Raw genomic sequence first — 19,212 nt, 5'->3', positions numbered from 1 at the left:
AACCAAACTTCCTAATCAGTAGTGAAAATATATCCACTAACCACGAAGTGAACAAGAGAACATTAGTCAGTGTGGTTACAGTTCCTTTATGGATGACGTTGAGGTCAGCCGGGTGGCCAGGACAATTTGCGACCGCCCAACACGTGGAAATGCAGGTGCGGCACTTCTTGACCGCCGTCATCACGTGTATTGGCAACCAGTCGATAGCCACCTTCGAGTCCTTCGGCTGCTGCGACTTTCGAGGCGACCAGGATGCAGCGACCGAGAATCGCTTCGTCGTCGTCGCCAGCATCGGCAAGTGAAACGATTTCCTTCTTGGGTATCACAAGAAAATGTGTCGGAGCCTTGGGCGCGATGTCTCGAAACGCAAGACACAAATCGTCTTCGTAAAGGATATCGGCGGGAATTTCGCGGTCGATGATTCTAGTAAAGATCGAAGCCATAGCGGGAACCTTTCGGAGTTTACGCGTGTCAGTGCGTGGAAGTCTGGCAATAGGGAACGTGCCAACTGTTTATTACCTGAAGAGATCAATTGTGGAAGAAGCGTTGAACGGTTGGATGCTTGCCGGAGGGGCAGCGGTGGTCACTTTGTTGGCAACCGGCTGGACTCACGTCAAGAGTCTGTACTCTCAGATTGCCGGTCGAGTAGTCGTACGAATTACCACCAGCGGCTATCAAGCCGATGCCATTCTGCTTTATTTGAAGCACCATTACACGGCATCGCGATTTGGTCCGCGGGCCTACGTAGGCTGGAAGCTATTTGTCCGACCTCGCAAACGTGTGCAATTAGTTTCGATGGAAATCGCGCCGCCTTCGGGTCGCTTGTATTGGCGAGGCTGGTGTCCAATCTGGGTAGCGAAAACTAAGGACGGACTCGGTGACCTCGAAGAAGGATTGCAAGCGGCCGACTACGACTACCAAACCATTACGATCACATTTGCTCGCGGAACGATCGACCCTGACAAGTTGATCATCGATGCCACTCAGTTCTTCAACGAACACGTACGCGGGTACGAATCGACCGGGGGGCGTCGTCATTCAATTCGATTTATCCACGGTACTGCTGGTAACACGGCCATGGTGACGGTGAAGCCCAAGTCCGGTGGCGGTTGTCCGACTAGCAATAGCGACATTCGTGCGTGCCTTGGTCATCGTCCGCTTGAATGGGATTTCCGAGACTTTGGTGTGGACCCGGATGACGATTCCAGTGCGATTGCAAAACTATCGCTCGATGCAAATGCATTGGATTTAGTTCAAGAAGCCAAGCGATGGCGTGAGACCGAAGATTGGCACCTGGAACGAGGCCTGCCTTGGCGGCGAGGTTACTTGTTGCATGGACAGCCGGGAACGGGAAAGACTGCGTTGGCAAGAGCACTGGCGGAAGATTTGGACTTGCCTGTGTTCGTGTATGACTTGGCAACGGTCAAGAACGACGAACTGCTGAAAGCTTGGAACCAGATGCTCTCGGAAGTGCCCTGCATGGCATTGATGGAGGACATGGATGCAGTTTTCGATGGACGTAAGAATGTTGCCATGCAAAACGGACCGGGGCTTACCTTTGACTGTTTGCTTAATTGTCTCGATGGTGTGCAACGGGCGGATGGGTTGATGGTTTTGGTAACGACCAATCATCTTGACCGTATCGACCCCGCGATTGGTCAACCCGGCAGCATTGGATCGCGTCCCGGACGCATCGACCGAGTGGTGACCATGGGCACGCTTGACGGGAAAGGACGTCGAAAGTTGGCGGAACGAATTTTGAGTGATTGGCCCGGATGGACCGACGCTGTATGCGCTGAAGGCAAGGACGACACGCCCGCCCAGTTCCAAGAACGTTGTGGCAGGTTAGCGCTTCAATTGCACTACGGAGATCGCTCTGAAACCGATACTCCCTCGATCCCACTATCTGTTGAAGATCATTCATGGGCTAACGTCGCCCCCACCCAGCCTGCCTAGTCGACTGTTCGAAATTCGATTCCTTTGTTGGAAGAGACCTTTGACCTTTGCACGCGGATTGTGTCTGGGAAGAGTTCCGCAATGGACTATTGGCTGTTCACCACAAAGATAGAAAGCTTGTCCAGATAGATGCAATTGTCAGTATCAATATCCGGATGACGATACATACCCATCTTGAAGTAGTGCTGATAAGCGTTGTTCATGTTGGGCCCTTCCACTTCAATCACTGGCTCTTCAGTCGATGGGTGATCAGACTCGCTAAGAAAAAACTTTGCTTGTCCCTTTTTACTTTGCGACCACGTGATGCGAGTCTTTGCTCGATACCATTTTCCACGATTAATTCGAACCGCTTGGGATGTGGATTGCGGCTGGTCTTCGCGGGTAACACCGTATGTCATGACCAGCATCATGCTGCCTTCCTTTTCGCCGATACACAAACTAATCGGCGGACTTAGTGAGGCGTGAGTATCCCACGTTTCGTTTTTCGTAAGGTCAGGCTGGTCGTGCCATTGGCCAATGATCCACCAACGATTGTGGGGTTGGTCGGACGTAAAGTCATCTTCCAGTTTAAATTGCCACGAGTAAACAACCGTGTCACCTTCCCGGTAAGGAAAATCAACGCTGACTTCTGATCGGATGCCTCCATGCAAACGTTGCTGTCCTGGGTAAATTCTGAACCCAAGATAACTCGCGTCGTCTTCGACAACTTTCACAATGTTATCGCGGGACGCAATGTCGAGCGTCGAGTACTTCACCAGACTCTCTGGCATGAGGATGCTTAAGTAGGAAATTTCTTCGTCGCGATCATCCGACTGGCTACATCCCACGATCATCAGCAACACGCAGGACGCAGCAACGATCAAGTGACAGTTCATGGATGATTGTTCTAAGGGGCTCGTGTTCAGAAAACGGGGAATGCTAGACCGTGATGGAAGTTGCTTTTCGAGTCCTTGCGACCGCTTCAAACATGCATGGGCGACGACGAAAGTTCTCGCCGCCGACGAACCGGCGATCGAATTCTAATAAGTCGGTTTGGCACGCATCGTTGAACCAACTGATTGGCACCATCGTTTCGATCATGGCTCTGTTATACTGCCATCTAAGAAGCCGTTGTCGGATACCACATGGAGTCGGGAAGAGCAGTTTGAACATTTTTATTACCGGTGTTTGTGGATTCGTTGGTTCATCCATCGCTAGGCACCTCGTTGAGTCTGATTCGACAATCAAAATTGTGGGAATGGACAATTTGGCTCGACCAGGCAGTGAAACCAATCGTCGTGAACTCGTCTCGAAAGGCATCGATGTTCGACATGGTGACTTAAGGCTTGCCAGTGACCTGGAAACGATTGGCCCGATGGACTTTGTGATTGATGCAGCAGCTTTGCCGAGCGTGCTAGCGGGCGTCGATGGGGCGAATTCATCGTTGCAATTGGTCCAGCACAATCTGCTCGGTACGATCCATTTGCTGGAGCTTTGCAAACGCCATCATGCTGGATTTTTGTTGTTGAGCACCAGTCGTGTCTATTCGATCGAAGCACTCACTTCGCTTTCACTTGACATTCAAAAGGATGCGTTTGTGGTTTCTGACACGACCGACCCTGGTTTAACCGATGACGGTATCAACGAGAATTTTTCAACCGCCGCGCCGGTATCCATGTATGGCGCGACAAAGATTGCTTCAGAGACGATGGCACTTGAGTATGGTCTCACTTATGACTTTCCCGTTTGGATCAATCGCTGTGGAGTGCTGGCAGGAGCAGGGCAGTTTGGTCGTGCCGACCAGGGCATCTTTTCGTTTTGGCTTCACAGTCATCTTCGCAGACAACCGCTAAAGTACTTGGGCTTTGGCGGTAGCGGTCATCAGGTTCGTGATTGCTTGAATGTTCGCGACCTATCCCAACTCGTGTCGACGCAGATCGCCTCTGGTGATCGCAAGAACGTACCGAGAACGATCAATGTCAGCGGGGGTCAAGCATCCGCAATGTCGTTGAAGCAATTGACTCAGTGGTGTGACGACCGGTTCGGCAAACATGCGATTCAATCAAGTGATGAAGAAAGGCCTTTTGATCTACCTTGGGTGGTGTTGGATTCGGCTCTCGCAAATCAACATTGGAACTGGAAACCAGAAGTATCCATGAACGACACACTTGAAGAGATCGCGGTGCATGCGGAATCGAACCCAGGTTGGCTGGAGTTGTCTCAGTGACAGCATCAACGAACGATCCGACTAGCAAGACGAAGCGTCAATGGCTTTGGGTACTTCTTCCGATCACGCTCTATGTTGCGTTGCGATTGCCAATTTTGGTTCATGCTCCCGGCGGTCAAGATGAGCAGTGGTTTGCGGTCCCCGGTTGGACCGTGTGGAACGAAGGGATTCCTCGAATTCCGTATCTGCCAACGAAAGATCGAAGTACGTTTTTTGAAAATGCCGACGTGTGCATGTTCACGTTGCCGCCTGCGCTGTTTTACGTGCAAGCTCCTTTTCATGCGATCTTTCCACCTGGCTATCCCACGTCAAGGATTCCGCTTTTCCTTGGGGCGATTGCCGCCATCGTTTTAACCTTCCACCTCGCCCGGCGTTTGGGATCGTCGCTGTCAATGTCGTTGTTGGTGGCAACGTTGTTGGCACTTAGTCGACCGCTGATGTTCACCGGCCTGATGGTGCGACCTGATTTGCTATCTGCATTTTGTGGTTGGATTTCGCTAACGCTACTTTGGAACTATCTGACGCCAGCGTCTGAGGATCGTCAACGTCGACTGCTGGTTGGCAGCGGAATCGCGTGCGGGTTGGGCGGGTTGTTTCACCCGCTTGCCCTTGTGTTCGCGATGCAGGCTGGCGTTGCGATGTTGTGTGCTAGGGGACAAGTACGTTCCAAAGCACTCAATTTGCTTTGCTTTGGCGTGGCTTGCGGAGCGACGTTCTGTCTTTGGTTGCCGTTGATTATCAAGTTCCCGTACGAATTCCGAAGTCAGTTTTTCCCCAATGTGCTTGATCGTGCCGGGCCCGGACTTACCAGTCGTATGGTTTGGCCGTGGGTATCGCTTCGCCATCACGCCAATATACTTTTTGAGCTATTGGGGCCCTGGCAATGCGCTTTCTTCCTAGTCGCCATCGTGTTGGCATCGATCGGACTTTGGAGGACTCGACCACGACGCGAAGCGATTGGTTACTTGGCGCTTGTTTGGTCGAGCGTTTACTTGACAGCGGTAGTCGCCGGATTACATCCAATCAAAGGGTATTGGGTCTATTCAAGTTTGTGGATCTTGGCGGGTTTGGCACCTGCGATTGATTATCTGATTGCAAGCTATTCATCGAAGTTCAAAACGATCGTGGCATTGTCGGTTTGGATTCTTTCGATTGGCCTCATGTTGCCTGGGGCTGGGCTGCGTTCGACTTGGCTTTATGCCACCAATTGGGGTGATCCCCAGTACCACGGCACTCACTTCATAGAAGAAGTCCTGGACGAGTTGCCCAAGGAAGGCTTATTCCTGGCCGACCTTTCGTACGTTTATCCGTTGTATTTAAGCGGGCGAGAAACGCTACTTTGCCAAGAAAGGCAACAATATTGGGGCGATCGTGAACTCGACTACACCGGAATATTGCTGGCATGGGAAGGAGAAGATGCGGGCTGGGCAAACCAATACGACGCGAGCTTCGTAAAGCGGTTTGGAAGCCGTGACGTACCCCAGGAATGTTTTGTGGATTGGTTCGTGCAAAAAAACAAGAACAATGAATGAACCTCCGCAAATTTCGGTCGTCCTGCCGGCGTACAACGAGGAGGCCAATATTGGTCCCTGCATTGATGAACTGCTGCAATGTTTAATTGGTGAGCATGAATTGCGCACCGAGGTCATCGTTGTTAACGACAACAGCCACGACAACACGGAAGCCGAAGTGTTGAAGGTCGCCAAGAATTGGCCCGGCAGCATTCGTTTGATACGTCGTAACCCACCCGGAGGTTTCGGCCGAGCCCTCCGCACTGGCCTCGCTTATGTAACCGGCGATGTTGTGATCGTTTACATGTCCGATCGTTCGGACCATCCCGAAGATGCATTCGCCTACTACCAAAAAATCCAGGAAGGCTACGACTGTGTGTTCGGATCACGGTTCATCAAAGGAGCGGAAGTGAATCGCTATCCGCGCGTAAAGTTGGTCGTCAACCGGATCGTCAATAAAGTCGTTCAGTGGATGTTCTGGACCGATATGAACGATTTGACGAACGCGTTCAAAGCCTATCGCCGCGAAGTGGTGCAAACGTGTGGGCCATACAAAGCGTGCCATTTCAATATCACACTTGAAATGTCACTCAGTGCGCTAATCGGTGGTTACAAAATCACGCAAATTCCGATTGGCTGGGAAGGCCGTACTTGGGGATCGACCAATTTGCGAATGGGTGAGATGGGCCGTCGTTACCTTTGCACGCTGCTGATGTTGTTCTTCCAACGGATCTTGATGAGCGATGATGTTAAGAGCGAGCGATTCGGAAAGGTGACGTTCGGCCAAGAGATTCCTCTTGTTGAAGATGCTGTTTTAACTGCCAAGAATGAATGACATTGCCGAACGTCTAAGACCAACGTTGCTTGGCAAGCGATGGCGAACCTATGGCGAGACGCGGTTCGTCATCAATGCTGGATGAGGATGCACCGGAGTGAGTTCAAGTGACCACTCGAGTGCATTGGCAGCTTGAGAAAGTCCGGCCGCCTGCAACTTTCGCTGCAACGACACCGTAGGCCCCACGCTTAGCGATATGGGAATGGTTTCCAACTCGTCTAGCCACTGCTGATAATTGGCTTTGACCTCGGGCGGTGAAGCCGTGGTCCACAACAGGCACCTCGCGAGCGTCATCACAGACGGACGATCTTCGTTTGTTGCGAGTGTCTGAATCGTTTCGAGAGCGTCATTTCGGTGCGACGAAGACAGCAACCAACTGGCGGCGACCAACTGCGTCAACGGCGAGGGATCCTGCAAGCGTGCGAGGGAGGATTGGATCGTTGGATCATTGGAACGCTCGGGCGTCCACGCGATCGGTGCCCAAGCGACGACCATTGCCGGCAAAGGACGACGATCGAGTTGAGAAACTAATTCGAGTGAGATTTTCGCTCGCCCGCTTAGTTTGGCCGAATTAGCACCTAGCATTGTTAACCATTGCTGACGCCACACCGGCGGCCGTGCCTTCAATACTTCCGCTAGGTCAGCCAGCACGGCTCGATTGTCGCCGTTTTCAAACGCATCGATAACACGACGTTCACCGTCGGAGACTTCACCGGGCTCGATCCATAGAACGCGACGAGCAGCCACGATCGTCTTATCTTTGGTCTGACCCTCCGCGATGCTCAATTGCTTATCGTCAAACTCAACAATACGACCTTCCAATGGTTCAATTGCTTGCGGATACCAATCGCTTTGTGATTGCGTTGGTCGCTTCGGTTCTAGCCAAACTCGGTCGAGCGGCGAAGTGGACCGGGGCGATTGTGCGTTGGCATTGGACATTGCGTTGGCACTTAACCAAATCGCTAGAATCAGCCTCGCAAATTTCATGGCGTTACAACTCTTGAACATTAACGTATTGGTACTTGCCTTGATTCATCGCTGCCAACTCTTTCAGGAAACTCTCTGAGGGTGCCATCGCATCGGTACCAAATTCAATCGCATGAATGGTGGTCCCGGTCCGTTGTGCTCTGATTTGAATGTCACGAAGATCGCTCGGCGAGATCCGTGGAATCCTTGCGTCGGTCAAAAAGAAGATCACGTCTGGACCGAGTTGCAACGCCATCTTTAGCGCCGAAGAGTGTTCTGTTCCTCCGTAGGCGGTAATCGAGTTGATGTGTTGCTTGGCCGCGGTCACGCTGGGTGCGTCTGCTGCGAACATTTGCAGCGGAGAGCGGGAAAGCCGCATCGGTGACGGTTTGTCGTTATAGAAGATCAACTGAAAACGCTGCCTGTCCGTCAATCCGCTGAGGCTCTTGATCAGTTCTGATTTTGCCGCACGCAACGGACGACCCCCGTAGCCATTCATGCTGTCGCTGCGGTCAAACACATAAACAAACTGGGACCCGCTTCCGGAAACGCCGAACACCATTGTTGTCGCATCATCGTCACTGCTGGACTTTCCCGCACCATCGGCATCACCGAAGGCGTCACCATCAAGTTGAGTTTCCCCAGCCATCCCGGTTCCCGAAACGGGCGAGGGCGATGCCTTGATGGCTTCCAATATTCCGTCAAGGTCCAACGGAGGTGCTAGGTCAGCGGGGGGAGCCGCGGCCGCGGACGCTGCGGCCGACGTCGCCGATTGCGTTGATTCCGTTGGAGTGGGCTGGACCTGGGAAGCTTCCACATATCGGTCCCGATCGGGCATCCGGTGGACCATTGCAATTCCGACGGGCCGATCCGCCTGTTCGCCCGTGCCTCGTTCGACTTGGCCAAGCATCAATCCGATGACGACTAAAGCAACAATGTGAAATACCATCGAAAGCAGCAACGCGGGCGTGGTTTTGGCCCGCAGTTGGAGCTGGAGAGGCTCATCAGACGGCATTTGAGCGGAATTGGGCAAGGATCGGTCGTGTTGGGGAGATCGGGACTTAGGGTAGAGATATTCAGTTCCTGGACAAAACCACTCGTCGGTGCGCTTCTCACAACCGACCTGGGCAACTAATTTATGGCCTCAGCTCTTTGCCAGAACGCTTCAAAGGCACTCTTTGCGAAGAGTGCTTTTCAAACGTTCCCTCAGTCTAATACCTTGGACCACACCGCAAATCATCGAAATGAGGCTTGCGGCCTGGTCTGTTCAGTTCCCGGAGAATTCCTGTCGTGAGTGACCAAACTTACCTCTTTACTAGCGAATCGGTCAGCATGGGCCACCCCGACAAAGTGTCGGATCAAATTTCCGATGCGATTGTCGATGATATTTTGGCCAATGACCCTAATCCTGGCGATGCTCGGGTTGCTGTCGAAACGCTGGTCACCACCGGCCAAGTGATTGTCGCTGGTGAGGTTCGCACCAGTCACTATGTCGACGTCCAGAAGATTGTCCGCGAAACGATTAAGAAGATTGGCTACATCCACTCGGATATCGGGTTCAGCTACGACGCATGTGGAGTTCTCAATGCGATTCACGAGCAGTCCGCCGACATCGCTCAGGGAGTCGACAAGGCTTCGGACGTCGAAGGCGAACAGGGTGCTGGCGACCAAGGCTTAATGTTCGGTTACGCATGCAACGAAACCGATGTCTTGATGCCGCTTCCGATTCACCTTTCACACCGCATTGTTGAAAAGCTCGCTGAACTTCGCGCGTCCGGTGAAATTCCTTGGCTTCGTCCCGACAGCAAGAGTCAAGTCACTGTCGAATACGGCAGTGACAACAAGCCGATCCGAATCGATACCGTCGTCGTTAGTACCCAGCATGACGAATCAATCTTGGCGAAGGATGGACACACCATCACCCAGGAAGCCAAGGACTTGATCATTGAAAAGTGCATCAAGCCAATGTTGCCTGCTGAGTTTATCTCTGGCGAACCTATTAAGTATCACATCAACCCAACCGGCAAGTTCGTCATCGGTGGACCTCACGGCGACACCGGTTTGACCGGACGCAAGATCATCGTCGACACCTACGGCGGCCGCGGACGTCACGGAGGCGGTGCTTTCAGTGGCAAGGATCCTTCAAAGGTTGACCGCAGTGCCGCCTACATGGCTCGCTACGTTGCCAAGAATTTGGTCGCCGCCGGACTTGCTGACGAAGTCGAAGTTCAACTCGCTTACGCAATCGGTGTAGCCGAGCCCGTGAGCGTCAACGTGAACACGTTTGGTACTGGCAAGATTTCTGAAAGCGAGATGATCAAATTGATTCGCAAGCACTTTAGCTTGACCCCTCGCGGTTTGATCAAGGAACTTGGCCTGACCCGTCCGGTGATGAGCGTTACTGCTGCCCACGGTCACTTCGGTCGCGAACCTGGTCCTAACGGCGAATTCAGTTGGGAAAAGACCGATAAGGCTGAAGCGCTGGCTGCCGACGCAGGAGCTGCCGCCTAGGCTGGTTTGTTCTGAGCACGCAAGATAGCGTCAAGCTGCTTTGGGTGACCGACCTCCACGTGGACCATTGCCCACGAGAGGTCTGGTCGCGGCTGTGCGAGAAGATCGCCGCGAACAACTCCGATGGTGTGTTGTTGACCGGTGATTTATCTCAAAGCGTCTTGGCTGACGGCGATGCGAACTTAAGTACTGCTGCGGGATTAAGTTCTCGCAGCACTGACGTTGCTTTAGCGTCGGCGTTGATGGAGTTGGCAAAGCAGACCAAAGGTCCGACGCATTTTGTTCTAGGCAACCATGATTTTTATGGTTCGTCGATTGCCCAAACCCGGCGATCGGTAGCGGACATTTGCCGAAGCGAACCTCGGCTACGTTACCTAACCGACGTTTACGATTATCGCCTCGCCGAAGGTGTGTACTTGCTTGGCGAAGATGGTTGGGGCGATGCGACACTGGGCGACTACGAGGGATCGTATGTGCGGCTCAATGATTTTGTCCAAATCGAAGATTTCACAAGCATTCCGTCGGACGCATGGAAGGCGAAGCTGAATCAGCTCGGGCGGGATTCGGCCGACCGTTTGTCGGACAAAATCAAGCGGCTTCCCCCAGACACCAAGCATGTCTTGATTCTGACTCATGTGCCGCCGCTACCGGAATCCTGTTGGTACGAAGGACATACGACCGACGAAAATTGGTCGCCGTTTTTTGTCTGCGGCGAAGTCGGCAAGTGCTTATTGGCAGCATCGCAATCGCTTCCTGAGATTCAGTTCACGGTGCTGTGCGGGCACACTCATCACGACGGAGTCGCTCAAGTCCGAGACAACCTAATTATCTACACCGGAGCTTCGGTGTACGGACATCCGGAAATCGAAGCCATCGTGACGGTTAACGAAAGCGGGATAGATGTTTTAAGAGTGGGATAGGCGCCTCGCCTGCGATTGTCGAGACAACGACAGGCGCGACGCCAGTCCCACTTTTTAAGGGCTGCGATTTCGTCCCGGCTGGGTCGGCTAGCCAGTGATCATGCGGATAATCACTGATTCGCCCCGGGACGCTCTCGCAAAAGCCCTCAAGGTTGATTTAGCGATGCGTCGAACTGGGCATCGCAGCAATTTGCATGTGGCCGTAAAGCGTTTGCTCGCGGCGGACTAGGTAAAACCGAGCCTTCGGACCTCGTTTGATTTCAGGGAGCTCTAAGATGCTACCCAAACCTGCCATCGTGGTTGTTTCGAAGCCGTGGATTCCAAGCAACACGTCGCCTGGGACGATTCCCTGCTGATCCGCGGCCGATCCTGGGCGAACTGCTTGGATATACAATCCACCGGTGTACTTGGTACGCATTCGTGCATTGAGTCGACGCATGGTGGATTCTGCCACGGGTTTGGCTTGAATGCCCAGCATCGTCCACGCAGCGGCAGCAACCGACTGTGGTGATGCCGATTGAGGTGCCTCGCCAACCACGGCCAAGTCGAATCGCTTACCACTTCGTTCGACTTCAAATTCCATCGCACGGCCTGGCTCTACCTCAAGCATCGCCAAAGCGAAGTCCAGACGATCATCAACAGGTTGAGAGCCAACGCGGATCACGCGGTCCCCCGGCTTCAGGCCATCCCGTGCGGCTGGACTGCTAGCGGAGACATTGGCGATCGTGATACCGTCACCATCGCGTGGTCCGCCGGTGGCTCTCACACCTGTCAATAATCTTTGTTCGTTGTGGATCTCGATCATCTCAGTAACGATCTCGACGACTTGGTCGATCGGAATCGCGAACGCTATCTGCTGGGCACCCACGCGAACGGCAACATTCACGCCGATCATTTCGCCTTTGATGTTCAAGAGCGGACCGCCGGAGTTGCCCGGATTGATACCCGCGCTGATTTGAATCAGATCACGGTACTCTTGTGTTTCATTAACCGGTACATCGCGGTGCAGTGCACTAACAATGCCCTGGGTGCTGGTGTGGACGTATCCAAAAGCGTTTCCAATTGCGATCACTGGTTCGCCGACCATCAAATCGCTGCTTGTACCACGCGGGATTGTGGGCAAAAGCGATGACGAGTCAACTTTGATGAGTGCCAAATCGCTTTTAACTCGCGAGGCTACCAGTTGAGCCGATGTGGTTTCGCCGTTGCTAAGCGTAACTCGAATGTCATCTACATCTTCGACAACATGAAAGTTAGTAACGACGTAGCCGCGAGGGTCGATCACAACCCCGGTGCCCATTCCATTGACTTGTCGAAACGAGTCGGGCCCTTCGGCACCAGCCATGCCGGCTGCTGTTGAGCGTACGGTCTTTTGACCATGGATGTTAACGACGGCTGGCGAAACGCGTTGGATCGCTCGGACCGTCGGTGTCATCCGCAGATCGTTGAGTTGGGAATCGGGATCGCTAGCGAATGCCATTGACGACATTGCGATCGAACTGGCAAGCACGCCCACAGCAAGGAGCGAAATCCGATGACGGAGAACTTGAAAGGATGTGCGCATATAATCGCGGGCCCGGTCTTTGATGAGATGGGTCGTTCAATGACTTCGTCTACCCAGTGACTTAAACAGTCATTGGGGCGTCGTCCGTCATTCAATGGGTCTGACCGGCAGTACCGGTATGGCTGTTTGCATCGGAACAATCCATCGCGATGCTTGATGCGGTCAGCCGAGCCCCGCAAGGTTTACCAGCCTTAACAACCTGGGTCCCCATTCCGGCGGTAACCCTGAAAAACTAAGTCAGAATCACTCAATGATGGCCCCATCAACACCGACAGCGCGGCGGACCAACGATAACCCGTGGCGGTGAAATGATCCCCTACACGAAGGGAGCCTGCGGCAAGCCGCCTTGCGCAAAGGGACGTCGCTCGAAAAGATCGTGCGAACCCAGACGCTGATCAGAACAAAGACGCTGATCAGAACAAAGACGCTGATCAGAGCTAGAACGCTGATGAGAACCAGCAAGCTCGTAAGAAGTGCCGACCCAAGTTCGGTCGACGTTAGCGCAAACGGTTATTGATAGAGCGGACGTGTCGGTACCGGATGGTATCGTGGCCATGGCACTTCCGGCTCGGCTGGTGGTCGATGTTCACCCGCGCTTTGATCAAATGGATCAACATCAAGTGCCCCGCCACTCACGCAACTTGAAGCATGCTCAACTCCTGCAGCAGCATGCTCTATTCCGTTGGAACTTGGGCTCCGCAGATCTGCCATGGTCTCAGCATTCGCCAAGTCGATGGGTCCAGTTTTCCAGGCTCCCAAAATTCCGCCATGATCATCGGCGTCGTGGAACCGCTGACTGGGGATATTCATCGCTACACAACCACACTGAGCGGCGACGACCGCAGCGGCGAAGCAAAGCAGAAGGGGGTGTACAAACGTTGTTGAATTCATGGTTTAAGAGACACGCGGCAGCCAAACCGCAGCACGCATCCTTCCATCGAGTTTCCCCCCAAGATGGACAATGTTTGTTACATCGGCATCCATCTTGCGTTTCTTTAGCCCATCTTTGCCAATCCTCAAAAGCCTACGCCTCACCTTCGAGAAAGAAGTTTCGCCATAATGTAAGAAGGAGCCAAGATCGCGATGTACCGAGCGAATGCTAGATATCTCCCATCTTGTCTCGTGTATTCAACCTAGATCGCATGGATGCTCTTACCCGGTAACCCGTCATGACAGATTCCGATTCATTGAATCTGACCGACTTGGCCTTGGAATCGAAAGATCTCGATTCTATCGACGCCGCCAATGAACCCTTTGTTGGGAAACTCGTCTCGCCTGAACTGGTGACCGATGATTTGCCAGCGACGACTGAGTCACAACTGGACGATTCCTTGGTCGAGCTGCCAGCTTCAACGTCGCATCAGTCATTGGAAACATCAGCAATCGAACAACCAAAATCGTGGTTTCGACGTACCGTCGCTTGGGTCAGTTGGTGTTTTCGCAGTTTGTTTTGCATCGCATCGCTGATAGTTTTATTGGCGTTTCTTACAGCGATTCCGATCGTTCAGCTCATCGCGTTTGGTTATCTTCTTCGAGTTGCGGGCAATCTAACCGCGGGTGCAAAGTTCCGCGATGCTCTTCCGCACCTGCAAGAGGCTGGTCAGATTGGCTTGGCACTCACCGCGTTGTTCCTTGCGGCACTACCTACTCAACTTCTTGCCCATGAAGAGTCAGTCGCCGAAATCGTATCTCCGGGTTCTTCGCAAGCCACGCTTTTGCGATGGCTATCCATCGCCTCTTCGTTGTTAGCGATCGGGTACTTAATGTGGGCGTGGGCTCGCGGCGGTCGATTGGTTCATTATCTGTGGCCACAACCTAAGCGATTCTTCCGTGAAGGTTTTCGACTCAAAACATGGTCATCCTTGCCCGATCGTTTGTGGAACTTTACGACTTCGTTGGAACTACCCACGTTGTTCTGGCTGGGACTGCGAGGCGCTGCGGGTACTCTGGTTTGGTTGATACCCGCATTCATCATCATCACTGCGTTTCGAGAGGGTGAAACCGGATTGGCGGGCTTGGTTGGTTTCCTGTCCCTGATTTTGCTCGGCATTTCGATGCTTTATCTGCCAATGCTGCAAGCACATTTTGCAGCCGAGAATCGACTGCGGGCATTGTTCGACGTTCGCACGATCCGACGTGATTTTCGACACGCTCCCTGGGCTTGGTTGGGTGCGATGATTTGTTCAATGGTGATTTTGCCCATCCCGCTTTACTTGCTTAAGATCGAAGCGACCCCACGCGAAGTGATGTGGTTGCCTTGCCTAGTTTTCGTCGCGTTTATTTTGCCAGCAAGGGTCGCAGCAGGTCTGGCGCTACGTCGGGCACGCCATCGTGCGAAGGTCCACGGCGAACCGACCGGTCGCTGGAACACGGTTTCACGGTGGTTGGTTCGATTGATAATGCCAGCAGTGGTGGGAGTTTACTTGCTGTTCGTCTATGTTTCGCAATACACGAGTTGGGACGGCTATTTAACTTGGGTCCAGCAGCATGCGATTTTGATTCCGGTGCCTTTCTTAAGCGGCACATGAGCTCAAGTAGACGAGTTGGGAATGCGGCCTAGAATAGGGCAACTTGTTCCCTTTTTCGCAAAGTTGTTTTCATGCCGCCGCGTCACCTGAATTTCATTCTGATCACCGCAGCGATTAGTTTGCTGTGTTATGTCACGCACAGGCGAACTCGGTCGGCAATGTTGATCGGAGATGCTGTCAACCTAATCGACGCGTTCTATGTCGAACCCGTCGATCGCGACACGCTGTTGACCTCGGCGATGAAAGGTCTTACCGATGGTCTTGATGAACATTCCGAGTATATCCCTGGCGAAGCCTACGCGACGTTTCAGGACAATATGCATCAAGAGTTCGCGGGAATTGGAATTTTCGTCGAACCACAAGACGACGGCCAACCCGTTCGAGTCGTGACCCCATTGGTAGGATCACCGGCACTGCTCGCTGGTCTCTTGCCCGGTGACGAAATCATTGGTGTTGATGGCGAAGATGTTTCATCGATGTCGTTGCAAGAGGTCAGCACCAAATTGCGCGGTCCGATCGGAACTCAGGTGCGACTGAAGTTACGACGCGGTGACAAACCACAAATCACAAAACCTTCCGAGGACGAAACCGATCCACTCGGAACCACTGAACCAGAAGAACCCAAGACGGTGCTTGAAGTCACCGTCACTCGTGATCGCATCCAACTCAATTCAGTGCTCGGTGATTATCGTGATGAAGACGACAAGTGGGTTTATCGTCTGAAGGACGATTCGAGTATTGCGTACTTGCGTATGACTAGCTTTGGCGAAAAAACCGAAGCCGAACTCCGCAAAGCACTCAACGAACTGAACAATGATTTCGACGCGTTGGTTTTGGATCTTCGCGGCAACGGTGGTGGACTGCTTAACTCCGCTGTCGAAATCGCTGACATGTTCTTAGAGTCTGGCAACATTGTTTCCACGCGAATACGCGGCGGCGTGATCGAAGATAATTTTGATGCGACTCCTGGAACACTTGTTAGCCTCGATAAACCAATCGCAATTCTGATCGATGGCAGCTCGGCAAGCGCCAGCGAGATTGTCGCTGCAGCGATCAAAGACAACGGGCGAGGGATCGTGGTGGGCACCCGAAGCTACGGCAAAGGAACGGTCCAAAATATCTTGCCCTTGCAGTACGGTCGCAGTGCTTTGCGACTCACCGTTGCTCGGTACTATCGGCCCAACGGTGTGAACATCCATCGTGGCAAAGACGACAAGGACGAAGATCCTTGGGGTGTCAGCCCTGACGAACGCGGGCTTGCCGAATTGCAACCGGAAGACATCGAAAAGATTGCACAGCGTTGGAAAGTCGCTTCTTATCCGTCATTGGGCTCTCCCGAATCCGATGACGCGCAATCCCTTGAGTCCGGTATTTTGATCGATCCCCAATTACGACGCGCGGTCGAATTGGTTCGCGAAGCGCTTGAATTGACTCGCGAAAAGACAGATTCGTCAGCAGAACCGACCGCGAACGCTGCTTAATATCGTGGACGATCTCGTTGTCGAATCTGGACGATCTGGGTGAGCCTGATACGATGCTGGATTAACGTTCATCAGTTGTAGCGATTATTCGCTTATGTTTCCTTCTTCGATTGCATAAAGTCTTCCATGGGTCTCTACGGCCGCGATTACGCTCGAGACGATCGGACCCCTTGGGACCGAACTGAAAATCCACGCAGCATTACCATGACGTTGATCATCATCAATGTCGTCGTGTTCGTCGTGCAGTTGTTGTTTATCGTCGATTTCACCGATCCCGAAACTGGCCAAGCCATTCGTAATCCGACGAGCGGCAATATCGTGAAGGTAAGCCAACTCGCCGAGTGGGGCGCTGTCAACAAAGACACGTTGCTACGACCATGGATGTGGTGGCAGTTGGTGACTTACGGATTTTTGCATGACTTCCAAGGCGTCATGCACATCTTGTTCAACATGATCGGCTTGTTCTTTTTCGGTCGAATCGTCGAGCAGCGAATTGGGAGAATGGAATTCTTACGGTTCTATCTACTGGCCATTGTGGCGGGTGGAATCGTGGGCGCGGTGACCAACTACATTGCATTCCAGACCAGTGGTGTGATGGCGTCGACCATCGGAGCCAGCGGTGCGGTCGTCGCGACGGTGATCTTGTTTGCGTGTTACTATCCCAATCAAGAGATCTATTTGATGATGGTGCTGCCCATCAAAGCCTGGATCGCCGCCGTTGGATTCGTTGCAATCGACTTGCTTGGCGCGATCGGTTTTGTTTCTGGTATGGGCGGTGCCAATGTTGCGTTTACGGTTCACCTAGCCGGTGCGGCAATCGCGTTGGCGTATTACTTCCAGAAGTGGAATTTGCGTTGGCTAGCTATCGAGTCGATCGCTGATCTGCCAGCGACCCTTCGAAAAAGAGCTCGACGGGCGAAGCTTAAAATCCATGATCCCGATAAGAAACTTGCTCAAGATGCGGAGGATGCAGATCGTATCTTGGCTAAAATACATGAGTTCGGTGAATCGAGCCTGACGTCATCCGAGCGGAAGACACTCGAACGATACAGTCGACGGCAAAGAGAAAAACGAGACCAATGAAAACGAATAATCTGTCCTCCGTGAATTTTAATCGGCGTCGTGCATTGTCCGTGGCGGCCGCTGGCGGTTTGACCGCTTGGCTAGCTGGCCCTCTTCGAGCACTGGCTGACGAAGCTGCTTCGTCTCAACATCCACTGCCTTACATGGATCGCATCGGATTGCAGTTGTACACTGTCCGCGACCAGATGAAAGAGAACCCCGAAGCCACCATCGAGGCAATTGCGAAGGCTGGGTATCGGCAAGTGGAATTGATGTCGATTGACAAGCAAGGAGTTGAAATCGCGGCGATGGCGCGAGACAACGGCATGATGGTCCACAGTGCCTTTATGGACTTTAAGGGCATTACCAACCCAGACGCAAAGGATGCGATCAACGTCAATCAAACGATCGAAATCGCAGAACGAATCGGACTCCGCCATGTCGTTTTCGGTTACATCGGACGCAACGAACGAGATACGGCTGATAAGTGCAAACGCATCGCTGATGCGGCCAATTCGGCGGCCGAAAAGACTCGCACCGCTGGGATGCGGATGTGCTATCACAACCACTCGTTTGAATTTGCTTCGTTCAAAAATGAGAAGGAGGGCACCGAAAAAGAGCAAGGCGATGGCGGACCTCAAACTGCCTTCGACATCTTCATCGAGCAATTTGATCCCCAGTTAATGGATTTTGAACTCGATGTCTTTTGGGTCAAAATTGGTGGTGCAAACCCGATTGAGATGATGAAACGATTGGCCGGCCGTATCACTCAAGTCCACCTCAAGGATTTGAAGGATGGTGTTGGCACTATCACCGACGAAAAAGATGTTCCTCAGGATGCATTTCAAGAATTAGGCGATGGCGTGATCGACATCATCCAGGTGATGAACGTGGCCAAGGAAATCGGCGTGAAAGAATGCCATGTCGAACAAGATCAATCGCCGGCACCACTGGACAGTATTGCGCAGAGTCTCACCTTCCTTGAAAAAAAGAATGCCTAATGATTCGTCCAATTTTGTTGTCAGCCCTTTCCCTTGTTACCACCTTCGGTATCGGCTCTTTTGATCGTTCTGCGACATGGGCTGAATCACCCAAAATTGGTGCTTCCGTAAACGGTTTCACACTTCCCGTGGTTGGCGATGACGGTGAAGTTAGTTTGACGCAAGAACTAACCGAGGGCCCGGTGGTAGTCGTCGTGCTTCGTGGGTATCCGGGTTATCAGTGCCCGGCTTGTCAACGCCAAGTTGCATCATTTGCGAACCGTGCCAAAACGCTCGGACAACTGACGCACCGCGTGATCTTGGTTTACCCCGGGCCGGCGGACACACTGTCGGCTCATGCGGAAGAGTTCATGGGGCAAAGGTCGCTTCCCGAACCACTGAAAATCGTTCGTGATGCTGATATGAAAATGGTGGACGATTGGGGTTTGCGATGGAACGCACCTCGCGAGACAGCCTATCCGTCAACCTTTATCATCAAGCAAGATGGAACAGTGGCCTGGAAAAAAGTCAGTGACAATCACGCCGGACGGGCGGAGGCCGAGGAAGTGGTGAACGAGCTTCGCAAGCTCGCCAAAGCCCAATAATTCTTCCATTGGTGGGGTATTGGTGCTAATCTTGACGATATTCTCGGATGTCAAATAGCCGTTTCAAGCGGCTTGGCATCCGAAGGC

The 19,212-nt window shown here is 52.7% G+C and carries 17 protein-coding genes; 11 read left to right on the top strand and 6 right to left on the bottom strand.

Annotated elements, in window-relative coordinates:
- Positions 1-104: 104 nt before the first annotated feature.
- The gene (locus Pla22_RS05545; protein ID WP_146513733.1) at positions 105-443 is read right to left on the bottom strand and encodes a histidine triad nucleotide-binding protein; all 339 of its coding nucleotides are present in this window, start codon (positions 441-443) and stop codon (positions 105-107) included.
- Between the two features lie 91 nt (positions 444-534).
- On the opposite strand from Pla22_RS05545, the gene Pla22_RS05540 reads away from it, so the two are divergent.
- A complete protein-coding gene (locus Pla22_RS05540) occupies positions 535-1,956 on the top strand; it encodes an AAA family ATPase (protein ID WP_165440524.1) in 1,422 nt (473 codons plus the stop codon).
- Positions 1,957-2,042: 86 nt separating this feature from the next.
- On the opposite strand, the gene Pla22_RS05535 is transcribed toward Pla22_RS05540, so the two are convergent.
- Entirely contained in the window at positions 2,043-2,831 is a 789-nt protein-coding gene (locus Pla22_RS05535; RefSeq protein ID WP_242631815.1) for a heparin lyase I family protein, read from the bottom strand.
- 269 nt (positions 2,832-3,100) lie between these two features.
- Between Pla22_RS05535 and Pla22_RS05530 the strand changes: the two genes are divergently transcribed.
- The 3 genes from Pla22_RS05530 to Pla22_RS05520 are packed head-to-tail and all read left to right on the top strand — an operon-like array spanning position 3,101 to position 6,508.
- Positions 3,101-4,162 (top strand): NAD-dependent epimerase/dehydratase family protein, encoded by a 1,062-nt coding sequence (locus tag Pla22_RS05530; RefSeq protein WP_242631814.1) that lies wholly within the window; start codon positions 3,101-3,103, stop codon positions 4,160-4,162.
- Positions 4,159-5,694, top strand: a complete 1,536-nt coding sequence (locus tag Pla22_RS05525) for an ArnT family glycosyltransferase (RefSeq protein WP_146513730.1) — start codon at positions 4,159-4,161, stop codon at positions 5,692-5,694. Before Pla22_RS05530 ends, Pla22_RS05525 begins: the two co-directional genes overlap by 4 nt.
- Positions 5,687-6,508: a glycosyltransferase family 2 protein gene (locus tag Pla22_RS05520; protein WP_146513729.1), complete on the top strand. Its 822-nt coding sequence runs from the start codon at positions 5,687-5,689 to the stop codon at positions 6,506-6,508. The genes Pla22_RS05525 and Pla22_RS05520 overlap by 8 nt, the downstream gene beginning before the upstream one ends.
- A 48-nt stretch (positions 6,509-6,556) precedes the next feature.
- Here Pla22_RS05520 and Pla22_RS05515 read toward each other — a convergent pair whose 3' ends face one another.
- Together Pla22_RS05515 and Pla22_RS05510 are read right to left on the bottom strand one after the other, a co-directional pair.
- Positions 6,557-7,495, bottom strand: a complete 939-nt coding sequence (locus tag Pla22_RS05515) for a hypothetical protein (protein WP_146513728.1) — start codon at positions 7,493-7,495, stop codon at positions 6,557-6,559.
- 4 nt (positions 7,496-7,499) lie between these two features.
- Positions 7,500-8,507: a vWA domain-containing protein gene (locus tag Pla22_RS05510; protein ID WP_146513727.1), complete on the bottom strand. Its 1,008-nt coding sequence runs from the start codon at positions 8,505-8,507 to the stop codon at positions 7,500-7,502.
- Positions 8,508-8,764: 257 nt separating this feature from the next.
- On the opposite strand from Pla22_RS05510, the gene metK reads away from it, so the two are divergent.
- On the top strand, positions 8,765-9,985 hold the full coding sequence (gene metK / locus Pla22_RS05505; protein ID WP_146513726.1) for a methionine adenosyltransferase: 1,221 nt from the start codon (positions 8,765-8,767) through the stop codon (positions 9,983-9,985).
- Between the two features lie 44 nt (positions 9,986-10,029).
- The gene (locus tag Pla22_RS05500; RefSeq protein ID WP_242631813.1) at positions 10,030-10,905 is read left to right on the top strand and encodes a metallophosphoesterase family protein; all 876 of its coding nucleotides are present in this window, start codon (positions 10,030-10,032) and stop codon (positions 10,903-10,905) included.
- Positions 10,906-11,062: 157 nt separating this feature from the next.
- Here Pla22_RS05500 and Pla22_RS05495 read toward each other — a convergent pair whose 3' ends face one another.
- Together Pla22_RS05495 and Pla22_RS05490 are read right to left on the bottom strand one after the other, a co-directional pair.
- Entirely contained in the window at positions 11,063-12,394 is a 1,332-nt protein-coding gene (locus Pla22_RS05495; RefSeq protein WP_242631812.1) for a S1C family serine protease, read from the bottom strand.
- 585 nt (positions 12,395-12,979) lie between these two features.
- Positions 12,980-13,279: a hypothetical protein gene (locus Pla22_RS05490; RefSeq protein WP_146513723.1), complete on the bottom strand. Its 300-nt coding sequence runs from the start codon at positions 13,277-13,279 to the stop codon at positions 12,980-12,982.
- Between the two features lie 359 nt (positions 13,280-13,638).
- On the opposite strand from Pla22_RS05490, the gene Pla22_RS05485 reads away from it, so the two are divergent.
- The 5 genes from Pla22_RS05485 to Pla22_RS05465 all read left to right on the top strand — a co-directional run bounded on the left by Pla22_RS05485 (position 13,639) and on the right by Pla22_RS05465 (position 19,125).
- A complete protein-coding gene (locus Pla22_RS05485; RefSeq protein WP_146513722.1) occupies positions 13,639-14,997 on the top strand; it encodes a DUF4013 domain-containing protein in 1,359 nt (452 codons plus the stop codon).
- Between the two features lie 71 nt (positions 14,998-15,068).
- The gene (locus tag Pla22_RS05480) at positions 15,069-16,478 is read left to right on the top strand and encodes a S41 family peptidase (RefSeq protein WP_165440523.1); all 1,410 of its coding nucleotides are present in this window, start codon (positions 15,069-15,071) and stop codon (positions 16,476-16,478) included.
- A 204-nt stretch (positions 16,479-16,682) separates the two neighbouring features.
- Complete coding sequence (locus Pla22_RS05475; protein WP_242631811.1) at positions 16,683-17,561, top strand: rhomboid family protein; 879 nt, start codon at positions 16,683-16,685, stop codon at positions 17,559-17,561.
- Complete coding sequence (locus Pla22_RS05470; RefSeq protein WP_207310300.1) at positions 17,558-18,541, top strand: sugar phosphate isomerase/epimerase family protein; 984 nt, start codon at positions 17,558-17,560, stop codon at positions 18,539-18,541. The genes Pla22_RS05475 and Pla22_RS05470 overlap by 4 nt, the downstream gene beginning before the upstream one ends.
- Positions 18,541-19,125 (top strand): redoxin domain-containing protein, encoded by a 585-nt coding sequence (locus tag Pla22_RS05465; protein ID WP_146513720.1) that lies wholly within the window; start codon positions 18,541-18,543, stop codon positions 19,123-19,125. Before Pla22_RS05470 ends, Pla22_RS05465 begins: the two co-directional genes overlap by 1 nt.
- The last annotated feature ends 87 nt before the right edge of the window (positions 19,126-19,212 follow it).

The organism is Rubripirellula amarantea, from assembly GCF_007859865.1.
Lineage (GTDB): Bacteria > Planctomycetota > Planctomycetia > Pirellulales > Pirellulaceae > Rubripirellula > Rubripirellula amarantea.
This window is presented reverse-complemented; position numbering and strand designations above follow the sequence as displayed.

Excerpts from the sequence above, each read along its gene's own strand:
- Pla22_RS05545 (WP_146513733.1), bottom strand. The coding sequence starts at position 443 with ATGGCTTCGATCTTTACTAGAATCATCGACCGCGAAATTCCCGCCGAT.
- Pla22_RS05535 (WP_242631815.1), bottom strand. The coding sequence starts at position 2,831 with ATGAACTGTCACTTGATCGTTGCTGCGTCCTGCGTGTTGCTGATGATC.
- Pla22_RS05520 (WP_146513729.1), top strand. The coding sequence starts at position 5,687 with ATGAATGAACCTCCGCAAATTTCGGTCGTCCTGCCGGCGTACAACGAG.
- Pla22_RS05515 (WP_146513728.1), bottom strand. The coding sequence starts at position 7,495 with ATGAAATTTGCGAGGCTGATTCTAGCGATTTGGTTAAGTGCCAACGCA.
- Pla22_RS05495 (WP_242631812.1), bottom strand. The coding sequence starts at position 12,394 with ATGTCGTCAATGGCATTCGCTAGCGATCCCGATTCCCAACTCAACGAT.
- Pla22_RS05490 (WP_146513723.1), bottom strand. The coding sequence starts at position 13,279 with ATGAATATCCCCAGTCAGCGGTTCCACGACGCCGATGATCATGGCGGA.
- Pla22_RS05485 (WP_146513722.1), top strand. The coding sequence starts at position 13,639 with ATGACAGATTCCGATTCATTGAATCTGACCGACTTGGCCTTGGAATCG.
- Pla22_RS05480 (WP_165440523.1), top strand. The coding sequence starts at position 15,069 with ATGCCGCCGCGTCACCTGAATTTCATTCTGATCACCGCAGCGATTAGT.
- Pla22_RS05475 (WP_242631811.1), top strand. The coding sequence starts at position 16,683 with ATGACGTTGATCATCATCAATGTCGTCGTGTTCGTCGTGCAGTTGTTG.
- Pla22_RS05470 (WP_207310300.1), top strand. The coding sequence starts at position 17,558 with ATGAAAACGAATAATCTGTCCTCCGTGAATTTTAATCGGCGTCGTGCA.
- Pla22_RS05465 (WP_146513720.1), top strand. The coding sequence starts at position 18,541 with ATGATTCGTCCAATTTTGTTGTCAGCCCTTTCCCTTGTTACCACCTTC.